The 11,689-nt window shown below is 63.1% G+C and carries 8 protein-coding genes; 3 read left to right on the forward strand and 5 right to left on the reverse strand.

Annotation, left to right across the window (positions count from 1 at the left end):
• Nucleotides 1-10: 10 nt before the first annotated feature.
• The 3 genes from ACVW1B_RS26015 to ACVW1B_RS26025 all read right to left on the reverse strand — a co-directional run bounded on the left by ACVW1B_RS26015 (nt 11) and on the right by ACVW1B_RS26025 (nt 3,252).
• Nucleotides 11-1,036 carry a glycoside hydrolase family 5 protein gene (locus ACVW1B_RS26015; protein WP_456792787.1) on the reverse strand — a complete coding sequence of 342 codons (1,026 nt, stop codon included), beginning with the start codon at nt 1,034-1,036 and terminating at the stop codon, nt 11-13.
• Entirely contained in the window at nt 1,033-2,322 is a 1,290-nt protein-coding gene (locus tag ACVW1B_RS26020) for an O-antigen ligase family protein (protein WP_456822416.1), read from the reverse strand. Before ACVW1B_RS26020 ends, ACVW1B_RS26015 begins: the two co-directional genes overlap by 4 nt.
• Before the next feature lie 75 nt (nt 2,323-2,397).
• On the reverse strand, nt 2,398-3,252 hold the full coding sequence (locus tag ACVW1B_RS26025) for a WecB/TagA/CpsF family glycosyltransferase (RefSeq protein WP_092088715.1): 855 nt from the start codon (nt 3,250-3,252) through the stop codon (nt 2,398-2,400).
• A 463-nt stretch (nt 3,253-3,715) separates the two neighbouring features.
• Here ACVW1B_RS26025 and ACVW1B_RS26030 point away from each other — a divergent pair, with 463 nt between their 5' ends.
• Nucleotides 3,716-4,846, forward strand: a complete 1,131-nt coding sequence (locus ACVW1B_RS26030) for a GNAT family N-acetyltransferase (RefSeq protein WP_253607223.1) — start codon at nt 3,716-3,718, stop codon at nt 4,844-4,846.
• A gap of 24 nt (nt 4,847-4,870) precedes the next feature.
• Here ACVW1B_RS26030 and ACVW1B_RS26035 read toward each other — a convergent pair whose 3' ends face one another.
• The gene (locus ACVW1B_RS26035; protein WP_456822417.1) at nt 4,871-6,091 is read right to left on the reverse strand and encodes an FAD-dependent oxidoreductase; all 1,221 of its coding nucleotides are present in this window, start codon (nt 6,089-6,091) and stop codon (nt 4,871-4,873) included.
• Nucleotides 6,092-6,709: 618 nt separating this feature from the next.
• Between ACVW1B_RS26035 and ACVW1B_RS26040 the strand changes: the two genes are divergently transcribed.
• Nucleotides 6,710-8,035, forward strand: a complete 1,326-nt coding sequence (locus tag ACVW1B_RS26040; protein ID WP_456823069.1) for a lipopolysaccharide biosynthesis protein — start codon at nt 6,710-6,712, stop codon at nt 8,033-8,035.
• A gap of 59 nt (nt 8,036-8,094) precedes the next feature.
• Here the strand turns inward: ACVW1B_RS26040 and ACVW1B_RS26045 are convergent, their stop codons facing one another.
• Complete coding sequence (locus tag ACVW1B_RS26045; RefSeq protein ID WP_456822418.1) at nt 8,095-10,218, reverse strand: GumC family protein; 2,124 nt, start codon at nt 10,216-10,218, stop codon at nt 8,095-8,097.
• A gap of 279 nt (nt 10,219-10,497) precedes the next feature.
• Between ACVW1B_RS26045 and ACVW1B_RS26050 the strand changes: the two genes are divergently transcribed.
• Nucleotides 10,498-11,688: a glycosyltransferase family 4 protein gene (locus ACVW1B_RS26050; protein WP_456823070.1), complete on the forward strand. Its 1,191-nt coding sequence runs from the start codon at nt 10,498-10,500 to the stop codon at nt 11,686-11,688.
• The last annotated feature ends 1 nt before the right edge of the window (nt 11,689 follow it).

Consider the following 11,689-nt stretch of genomic DNA (forward strand, 5'->3'; position numbering starts at 1 on the left):
ATCGAACGGCTTAGCGGACCGGAGGGATGATCGCGCGGAGGATGTCCGCCTTCCAGCGTTGCCGGGCGCCGTCGAATGCCGCAAAATCGTGGTCGAACTGCCAGTACGCCCACGCCCAGCCATTGCGTTCCGCGCGTCGCGCCATGAACGACAGATACGTCGCGCGGCTCTCCGCGGGCGCACGTTCATAGACACCGAACTCGCCAAGATAGATCGGGCGCTGTTCCTTCTCGGACCAGGAGCGGATCTTGTCGAAATCGGCCGAGGCCCTGGCTTCGTCTTCCGCAGAGCCCCAGCGCAACGGACCGATCTTCGAGAAGGTCGGCGACCACGGCGCGCCCTGATGGGTGAATTGCAGCGGCAGGTAATAGTGGAATGTGACGATGAGGTTTCGGTCGCCGGCCGGCAGCACCAGCTGATCGATCGGCAGCTCCTCGGTGTTCAGGATCGCGACCACGACATTGCGCTTCGGGTTGGTATCCCGGATGATGGCAAGACAATCGCCGAGCAGCGCATTCCATTCGGCCGAGGTCATGTTGCCGCCGGGCTCGTTCAGGATCTCGAACACCAGCGCCGGGTATTTCCCCGCATAGCGCGATGCGATCTGGCGCCAGAATGCCTTGAGCTTCACGCCGCATTCGGCCACGTCGCGTTGGCAGAGATCGGTGTCGTGCTCATCGAGGATCGGAACGAGCCTATTCTCCAGCACCTGCTCGATCACGGCATCGAGGCGCCGCAGGACGGCATCATCGAGGATGTTGCCGGACTCCATATGCCTGAAGCCGAAGAAGTTGATCCGGACATGGGAAAATCCGGCCCTGCGAATCGCGGCGAGGTTTTCCAGCCGGAACGGCGCGTTCCGGTAGCCTTCCCAGATGCCGTCATAGCCGAGAATATTGATGCCGCGCCCCAATGGCGCGGCGTCCGGCGATGCCCCCTGCCCCGCAGCGTTCGCCGGCGCGATCAGCGGGAGAGCAAGTGCCGCCGCCGCCAGCATGACGAAGGCTCTTTGCAGAAGCAATCGGAACGCGGTCATGGCTGCTCCAACTCGCGCGGCTCTACGCGCGATGACGGCACCGGCCGGCAAATGGCGAGGAAGAAGGCGATCAGCAGCACCGACGTGAACATCGTCGAGCGAAGGAAGACCGTCTCGGTGAAATTGGTCTGGCAGTTGAGGAAGACGAACCCGATGATCAACGCGCAGTGCAGACGGTCGATCGCCCGCCCTACGATCAGGCAGAGCACCTTGTAGGAAAACAGGAAGACGCTCGCCGTGAACAGGAAATAGCCCAGGAATCCGGTCTCGACGAGAATGGCGATATAACCGTTGTGATAATTGTCGAGCACCCAGCCGTGGTTCTGGTTGAAATAGTCGTAGATCGCCGGATTGGTCCAGAATCCGTTGATGCCAAATCCGAACAGCGGCGCGTCATCGAAATGGCTGATGGCGTACTGCCAGATGAAGGTTCGCTCGGTGAAGTCGATCGTCGTGTCGAAGGCATGAATCGAATCGTATCCGGTCGTGTAGAAATACAGGATCAATAGCGCGGCCGCGACGCACATGACACATGGCAGGATCGCGTAGACCTGCATGCACCGGACCGACCACAGGGAGGTGAGCAGCAGCGCGCAGGCAGCCAGCGACAGGGCGCCGGCGCCGCGCGACTCCGACAGCATGACGCAGGTCGAGGCCAGCACGAACGTCACGAGGAACGGCAGCCATCCTTGTCCCGCTATCTTTCGATAGCAGGCGAAGAACATGAGATAGGCGCCGGCGAAGCCGAGGGTTTGCTTCGACTCGAAGACCCCCTGCCACTGCCCCTTGTGCATCCAGGTCTGATCGACCCCGATGTCCGGGAGGATCACCGCACAGAGCGCAGAGGCCGCGATCAGCACGAACAGGCCGCGAGTGGCCGATGTCACGATGTCGTCGATATCGACGCGGGTGATCATGCAGAACGCGCCAAGCGTCGTGATTGCGAGCGCCGCGGCCTTCATCAGGGCCGCCACGCCGAGGTTGGTCCACAGCACGGAAACAGTGGCGAACGCATAGAACGCGACGATCACGAGCATGTCGAGATTGAGGGCCAGCCGCAGGCAGGGACGGATGAACAGGCTTGCGTAAATCAGGACGCCCCACATCAACAGGGCGACGGCCTGCTGCACCAGGGTCAACTCGGTCGGAAGCAGCGCGGCGTGGAAGGTCCCCATCGACATGATCACATTGATGGTGATCGACCAACCGACGACGGTCCTGGCGAAATTCTCCGCCCCGACGCCGGGTGCCTGCCAGATCGAGCTGTCAATCGCACGTCCGTCCATTCAGTTGTACCCCGCTCATGGAATGAGCTTGCTGCTCCGGTGGATCGGAGCAGCACATTGCACTCGTGAGAGGCGTCAGTCCTTCGTTGAGGAGGATCGGGTCCGGTTGAACAGCAGATAGAGCGCGTGCGGGTTGGTCGTCAGGTAGCGCCAGAACAGCCGCCGCGGCTCGAGCCACAGGCGCCAGGCCCACTCGAGACCGACGATCTGCATCCATCTCGGCGCACGCGGCCGCGAGCCGGACAGGAAGTTGAACAGCCCGCCCGAGGTCTTGATGACGCCGACATTGCCGAGCCGAGGCATGAATTCGTCGACGAAAGCCTGCTCATAGGGCACGCCGAGCGCGACCCAGAGAAAATCCGGCGCCAGAGCGTTGATCTCGTCGACCTTGGCCCGCAGCGCGTCACCGCGCAGATAGCCATGCGAATGGCCGACGATCTTGAGCGCCGGATAGGCCCGGCGGACATTGGCGATGGCAGCCTTGTTCTCGGTCTCGTTGGCGCCGAACAGATAGAAAGTCAGCCCGAGTTCTTCCGCCTTGCGCGCGACGTCGTGAAACAGGTCCGTGGTCGCGACGCGCTCGGGAAGCGGATTCGGCGACCGAAGCTTGGACACCATGACCAGCGGTTGCCCGTCGGCGTTGATCAGGTCGGCGGTACGGAACAGCCGGTCCGTCATCGGCTCGGTCGAGCAGCGCGACAGCACCTCGCCATTGGCGGAGGTCAGATACAGCGGACGATTGGCACGCCGGTTCGGATGCACAGCCTCGACCATGAACTCGGCGGTCTGCTCGCGATCGAGCACGGCGAGCCGCAGTCCACCGATGGTTGCCCGGGGAACACCGGCAGTCGCAGCCCTGCCGACAGGATTGATACGCCGCTCCGGCGCGCCGTGTGGCAATGATCCGATCTGTGCCGGCGCCGGGGACATCCGCTCGGCCCGCGATATGTCGCAAATCCGGACAGGCGGAGCAGCCATGTCCGAATTGAGACGCCGAGCCGGCTTGCGGTCGGCCTGCGGGAACGAAATTGCGTAGGAAGCGCGGGTTTTTTGGTTGTGACTCAGCATTTCGGCGGGACTCCAGGACTTGCGAGCCCTTAACTGCAATATCCGGTCCAGACCGGGTGCGATATCTCACCACGGCGCGATTGAACGCATCCTTAAAGGATTGTTAACGATGCTGATCCCTCGGACCCGGCCACGTTGAGATGACAGCCGATCGCAGTCGATGCGATGACGGCAATGGCCCGCCCCAGCAACAATGTGCAAAGGTCGAGGCATTACATTAATACAAATCGTATTCTGCCGCTGCCCGAGCCGATCGACCTTTGCTATAAGGGCGGCGTGCCGGATACAATCGGCGCTTTGAAACTGTCGTTTTGTTTGGTCTCACATGAACAAGAATGATGACGCGTTCGATGTCAGCATCGACGACGCATTCGACTTCCTGTCTGAAGAGTACGTCAAATTATTTGAAGGCTCGGACGCGACCGCCTTCCAGCATCCGATATGGCTGGACAGCCTTTATCGCAAGCTCGCTCCCGCTGCGTCGGCCAAACCGCTGGTCGTCGCCGTCCGCCATCGTGCGAACAGGTCGCTTGCGGCCGTGCTGCCGATGCTGCGCGTGCGGCGCGGCCCGATGCGCACCATCGAATTCGCCGATCTCCGCGTGTCCGACTATTTGTCGCCGGTGTGCAGCATCGCGACCTTCACCGACCTGCTGCAAGACCAGCGTGCTTGCGAAAGGCTTCGACAGTTGCTGCGGCCGTTCGACCTGCTGCGCATACCCAAGCTGCTCGATGCGAGGATGCCGATCGAGAATCTGCTGGGAGCGCCCCATCGCAGCCTGATGGATACCAATGCTTACGCGACGGTCCTGGTCGCGCCGTTCGAGCAATGGCAGATCAATGCAATGGGAAAGTCGTACCAGAAGGAGCTGGCAAAGAAATGGCGCCAGATCCACAAGAAAGGCACACTCACCTTCTCATGCTGCGACGATAGCGCTTCCGTCGGCGAAGCCATGGAGACGATGAGAAAGTTTCGCGGTCCGCGGTTTCACGAACAGGGTGATGGCGACCTATTGCAGCGACCGGAGTATTTCGATTTCTACTCGAGCGTGGCGCTTCGCGGCATGGGCTCGTTTACCCGGCTCTACGCCATGAAGATGGACGGCAAAGTCATCGCGGCGGCCCTTGGGCTGGTTCACCGTGACAGCCTCCTTGTCGTCATGACGGCGTTTGATGTCGAGGGGTACAAGAGCCAATCGATCGGCGCGCTGACATTCGAGAGCGTCGCCAGGGATTGCATCGAGCGCGGCGGCCGGGTGCTGGACTTCACCATCGGTGACGAACCCTACAAGACGTACTTCGGCGGTCAGCCGACCCCGATGTCGGCCGTGACGCAGGCCGGGAGCGCAGCCGGCTCGCTCGCGCTGTTTGCCTTGAAGCAGGCGCCCTGGATCAAGCAGGCCGCCAAGCGTGTGACCGATTTCAGGCCGGTCCGCACCTCGACCGGCACGCGCTAGCGCCGCCCGGCGCTGGCAGCCCGATCAGCGGAGCGCGCTGCGGACGCGCATCACCCATCCCGGATGAATCCGGTCCACCCGGTGTGTGATCATGCGGCGCAGGAAGTGCAGCTTCCGCCGCAAGTTCCAGCGCACACCGGTGTTCAACGTCAAGGCCTGGCGGAAGCTCGCCAGGTGCAGCGAGTGCTGATCCGCGGCGAGCTTGTCCTGATCGGAATAGAACTGCGCAATCTTGTCCGCGCCCATACCGGCGGTCTTCAGCCAGCGCGGCACATAGTCCGTGCAAAGACGTTCGACGTCCACCAGCAGTCGGCCAACGCCGGTTCCGGCTGCGGGACAATTGGTCTGAAACGCATCGCCGATCAACACGACGCCGGGCTGCAGATGGCCCTCGGTCACGGTCAGATCCATGACCCAGTTCTGCACCTGGCCGACCACCTCGAAATCCCCGAGATTGGGCTGCAATCCCGGCATCAGGCGAAGCAGCGTTCGTCTGGTGTCGCGGCGCAGCTCGCGCATGATCGGATCGGTCGGATCGCGGAACATGAACAGGTTCGCCCGCATGCCGCCCGACATCGGAAACAGGCTGAGATAGTCGACGCCGTCAGCCGCCTGCTCGCCATAGCAGGTCAGCGCATCGAAATCGAACGGCGCGTTGTCCGGCCGTGCGATCGTGAAGCCGAACGAGACCGAGTGGCGCGCAGCAAGCATCTGCCGGCGCATTCCGAGACTGTGGCCGAGCATGTTCGCCATGCCGGTCGCCAGAACGACCAGACGCGAGACGACGCGTTTTCCCGAGGCCAGCGTCAATTGCTGACGTTCCTCGCTGCAACTGACATTGGTCACCTGGTCGAGCAGCAAGGTCGACGCATCAGGCGTCAGGCCGCGTGCCATGTTGACGAGGTTGGCATAGGAAATCCCGTAGGACCGGCCGACGCCGATATCGACCAGCTTGCCGCCCCTGATGTTGAGCACCCGGTCATAGGGCGCGGCAATGGCCTCGACGTCGTCGATGAAGCCGAGGCGGCGGAGGATATCGATCTGCCGTCCGGCGATTTTTTCAACCCGGAATTCGTCCGGCGGGATCGATCGCTTGTCGATCAGGACGACGCGGTATCCGGCTCGGGCGAGCACAGCCCTTGCGAGCGAGCCTGCCAGACCGGCTCCGACAATTGCGACGTCCGCTTCGATGACCTCGGTCTCGCAGGCCACGATTGGCTTGGTCGCACTTTTCTCGGCAATCATGTTCGTCCGCTCCGACGGCTAGAGCGTTTTCGAGCGAAGTGGATACCGGTTCGCGTGAAGAAAACGCGTCAAAACAAGAATCTAGAGCCCCGTTCCGATTCCATCGGAACGGGAAAAGCTCTGGTTGGCCGCAGGACTGCAATTTCCTTGCCTGCGGTGCCGCCTTGCCGATCGAACACGGCGAGTTCCAGAATTGCGGTTAATGAAAACGTCCGGACCACGATCAGCGGTCTCTCGGCACATGGCTTGCACGGCGGTCGGCCATGAAACCGAACCTTTGCAGGCTCCGCAGCGGGATGGCGAGGCAATTGCCAGGCCATCGAGCAGCGACAAATGGCGTTGACGCGCAAGCGCGGTCTCTTCCGGTAAGGTCCGCACCACTGGACTGGACGCTGGAGGCAAATCCAACCTGCGCCGTTTGGAGACAGGGCAGACGGCGCCGTTCCAGAATGGAGCAACGCGACCTGGCCCTGTTCACAACTGCGTTGGGCCCGGCAGCCATTCGAATGGAACGGAATCTTAGCAAGAGAACATTAACACTCCAGGCTTCACCGATTGCTGCGGTCAACAGCCCGACTGGATATTGAGACGTCTCTGGTGATTGCCTCCGTGCTCCAATTGTTACGGCGCGACGTTACGCGCGGCGTTGCCGGGACCATCCTGCTCAAGGTTGGTAGCGGCGGGCTCGCATTCGCGTTGTTCTCGCTCGCCGCGCGGGCGATGACGCCGGACGCGTTTGGAAACTTCGCAACCCTGCTCTCTGTCGCCCAGATCGCCTCGGTGGTGGGCCTGGTCGGCCAGGAGCTGCTCCTGGTTCGGTTTCTCAACGAGTATGAGGTGCGCGGCGAGGCCGAGTTCACCAAGGGTGTGCTGCTGTCGAGCCTGAAGAACTCCGCCATCGGGATGCTGATTTCGATCGCCGCGATCGCCGCGGTGGCAGGCATTCGCGGCGAGTGGTGGCTGTTGATCCTGTCGGTCTCGGCGTTCACCGCGATCAATGCAGGGCTGATGCTCGGCAGCCAGATCGCGCGATCGCTGGTCAGTATCCTGATGGGTGAAGGCAATCGAGAGTTCTTCTGGCGCGTCGCCGTCGTCCTGTTCCTGATCGCGGTGCTGTTCGGCCACCGGCAGCTCACCCCCGCCGAGCTGTTCAGCGCGATGTCGGCCGCCATGGCCCTCGGGCTCGTCGTGCAGATCGTATCGATCGTGCGGGTGCTGCCGAACCTGCGGTCGGTCACGGCGCGCTTCGAGGCCTCGCGCTGGAACAAGAGCGCATTCCGGTTCTGGCTCGCCTCCATTCTCGAAGCGGCAAACCAGTATTTCGACGTCATCCTGGTCTACTGGATGCTGGATCCGGCAACCGCCGGCGTCTATTTCGCCGCCTCGCGGCTGGCGAACATCTTCGCGATGCTGTCGGCTGCGCTCTACACGTTCGGCGCGCGCCGGCTCCCCTCGCTGTATTTCAGCAAGAACCACGGCGAGCTCGAACATACGTTGAAGCTGATGGCCGAGGTGACCGCGCTCTGCGTGCTCAGCGGGCTCGTCATCGTCTGGGTGGGCGCCCCCTATCTGCTCGGCCTGTTCGGGCCGCACTTCGCGGCGCAGCAGTGGGTGCTGATCGTGCTCGCGATCGGAACGGCCTTCCAGGCGGCAGGCGGACCCTCTGCCGCTGTTCTGCAGCTGACAGGCCATGAGCGTGATTATGTTCCCGTCGTCGCGGCCAATGTGGCGCTACGGCTGCTGGGATTTGTCGTGCTGATCCCGTGGCTCGGCGTGCTCGGCGCCGCGATCTCAGCGACGGTTTCGCTGGTCGTCGCCACCATCGCGCTCAACGTGCTGTGCCGGCGGCGGACCGGCGTCGACCCATCCATTCTGGTGCTGTCGCATCTGTGGCCGTCGAAAGGTGACGCCTACGCGGTCCGCGTTGCGGACAGCAACGACTAGAGCGTTTTTCGAGCGAAGAGCCGCGTTCCGATACTATCGGAACGGAAAAGGCGCTAGCTTCAGCCGAACCGCCTTCGGCTCGCCAGGCCGAGCGCCTCGCCCTGGCGACCGCGAACGGCGGCATCGACCGCCACGCGATTGACGACCAGCGCGGTCGGGACCGAACCATAGCCGGATAGATCGGCCCGCGCCTTGCCGATCGCGGCCGAGTTGGCCGCACCTTCGCGAACCACGAGGATCACGAGGTCGGCATGGGCAGCCAGCGCCACCGCGGCCGGCTGAAGGGCAAGCGACGATGCGTCGACGATGATCAAGCCGAAATCGGCGCGAATATCGTCCGGCGGATAGGGCGGCGCCTTGCTGCTGGCGCCCAGCAGCTCGACGACCGACGGCAGGTCGGCCTTGATGATGCCCGATCCTTGCGGCGGCGCGGCCTCGGCGCGCCTGGATTCCACCTCGATCAGGACGCTGAGCATGCCGTTCTTGACGGCGGATCGGTTCAGCGACCGTGCAACGGTGCTGCCGCCCGCACCGGCCTCGACCGACAGCAACAGCGCCACCTTGCCGTGCTCTCCCGAAAGCTGCTCGATGTTCTCGATCAGCAGCTGAAGATGCGGACTGAGATCGGGTTCGGCCGTCGACGAGATCGGGGTCTGCCAGACGCTCCTGACGGCGTCCGGCGACACCATGTTGGGAATGCGGGCCAGCACCGGCAATCCCGGCGGCGGCGCTGGTTGCGGCGCGGCACGCGCCGGCGGCGCGGGCGCCTCGGCCCGACGAAGCGGCGGAATGGCCTTGATCGGGAGCTGCTTCAGATTCAGACCGGGAACGGCGACGATCGCCGTCGATGTCAGCAGCGAGACGATCGCGAGCGCGACCAGCAACAGCGGAAGCGGCGGCAGCGTCGAGCGCACCGGCGGCGTCGCAGGCGATGCGACCTTGGTCTGCGAGCTCTGCAGCAGCCGCTGCTCGTCGGTAGTCTTGTAGCGCGAGAGGAATTGCTCGTAGATATTCTTGTTGGCATCGGCGTCGCGCTGCAATTCCTGCAGCTTGACGAGCGCCTGACCGTCGACCAGGATTTGCTGTTCGACCGCCTTCTGCTGATCCTCGAGCGCCTTCTGCTGATCGCGCTGCGCTTCATACTCCGACTTCGCGGTGTCGATGTTCTTCTTCCGCTCGATCTCGATCTGTCGGTTGAGATCGCTGAGCTGGCTGAGAGCCATCACGAGGTCCGGATGACGATCGCCCAGCACCCCGCGCTTCTGTGCGATCTGGTCGTTGAGCGCGGAGCGCTGGGCGCGCAGCGCACTCAGCAGGTCCTGCTTGACCGGCCCGTCGACATTGGCCTTCAGGTCGCGCTGCAGCTGCTCGTAGCGAACCTTGGCCTCCTCGGTGCGGGCGCGCGCGGCGGCGACCTGCTGGGTCAGATCCGTAACGCGCAATTGCTGCGTCGTCGATTCCTTGCCGGCGTTGACGATCCGGTGCTCGAGCTTGAACTTCGCAACGGCATCTTCCGAAGACCGCAGGCGGTCGTTCAATGTCTTGAGCCGGCTCTTCAGCCAGTCGGCGGCTTCGTCGGTCGCCACGCTGCGCGTGCCACGTTGGCTGGCGACGAACGCCTCAGCCACCGCATTGGCGTAATAGGCCGCACGCTGCGGGTTGTTGGACGTGAACTTGATGGCGATGACATAGGTCAATCCGCGCCGGGAGATGTCGAGCCGGTTGCGGAACCGGTCGAGCAGGCGCGTCGGGTCGGTCCTGCCGCCGGAGATGTCGCTGTCCTCGGCGACCTTGAGCTGCTCGATCAGCGGCCCGAGAAATCCGTCGGATTTGGCGATCTCGACATAGCTCTGCAGTGCTGCGGCATCCTGACCGATCCCCGGCAGGACGTCCTGATCGGTGGTCACGCGCTGCTCGCGCGGATCGACCACGACGAGCGCGGTCGCGGCATAGCGCGCCGGAATCAACATCAGCAGAATGACGCCGACCGCGAAGATCACCGCGGCGAGCATCAGAATGCGTTGACCGTTCTCGCGGAAAAAAGCCACCACGCCGGGAATGCTAAGCACGCCCTTGGTGGTTTCCGCAGAGGATCGGCTGGTCGGCACGCCGGCAGCTTCCCACGACGCGGCGGGTTCCGTGGGTTCGGAACGTCTCGGGCCTACGCGGCTACCGAACTTCATGGGGCTGTTACTCGAATTCAACTGACAGTACTGCTCCAACGTAAATATCTATGGTTAATCCACGGTTACCCCCTCCTCATGCGGACGTAACCAATTAGTTAACGAGCCGGCTGTACCCTATGTGTGAAACAATGGCTCTCGATTGCTGGCAATGTCTGATCGCACTAAATGAGCAGTAACCTCAACACGCGCTACTCGGTCTACGAGCGCGCTTCGCGTGATAAGTACGCGCGCAATAGCGAGGGAGGCGATTTCATTCCTTCGACGGGTGAGGAAGCCGTGCTCCATTACAGGCCAAGCATAGAATTGCGCGAGGCATCGACCGCATCACGCGATCAATCGAACGTGGGCAAGCCAAAGCTGCGTGTCGTCCTGGTGCAGACCCAGGCCGAGAACGCCGGCGCGCAGGAGATATCGCGGCTCGTCGGCGCTGGCCTCACCGCGCGCGGCTATGACGTCGCCAACCTGTTCTTCTTCCGCAAATCGGATTCCTTCGACGAGCCGCCCAATACTTTCTATTGCGCGCAGACCCGCCCGGGAAATCCCCTGGCCCTGCTGCGGATGCTGTGGACGCTCGCCGGTCATCTCAGGACCATCAGGCCCGATGTCGTGCTGACCTTCCAGCACTTCGGCAATGTGATCGGCGGAGGCGTGTCGCGGCTCGTCTGCCGCGCTCCTGTCATCGCCAATCAGGTGTCCTCGGCGATGTCGATGAGCATGCCGGTGCGCGCCGCCGACATCTTCATGGGCTCGACCGGCTTCTTCCAGTGCATCACGCTGAACTCGCGCGACATGGAACGCGAATACGCCCGCTACCCCGCGACCTATCGCGCGCGCATGACGCACGTCCCGCATGGCTTCGACGACAAGTCGCGCAGCCTGCCGAAGGACGTCGCGCGGCAGCAGTTCAGACTGCCGCCGGATCGCACGCTGCTCGGCTGCGCGGCGAGGCTGCATCCGCACAAGCGGCTCGATGCGGCAATTCGCCTGCTGGCTTCCGACCAATCCTGGCATCTTGCCCTCGCCGGACAAGGCGCGGACGAGGAACGGCTGCGAGCCCTGGCAAACGAGCTGAAGGTCGCGGACCGGCTGCACTTCATCGGCGAGATTCCACCGCGCCAGATGGCCGAATTCCTGGCGTGCCTCGACGTCTTCGTATTTCCGACGCAGGCCGAAACCTTCGGCCTCGCCGCGGTGGAAGCCGCGAGCGCCGGCATTCCCTGCGTCGTCAACGATCTGCCCGTGCTGCGCGAGGTGCTGTCCTACCAGGGACAGCCCGCGGCGGTGTTCGTTGACGCGGCTAACGAGGCGGAGTTTTCGGCCGCCGTGTCGAAAGTCCTGACCGATCGTTTGTTGAGCAACCAGCTGCGGCAAAGTGCCGTGGGCCTGAAGTCGCGTTATTCGTTGGATGCCATGATAGAGGAATACGTCCGCATTCTCGGCAACGCCGTGGGAGTGGACGCGCACTAGG

It is taken from the genome of Bradyrhizobium sp. USDA 4502 (assembly GCF_054063355.1).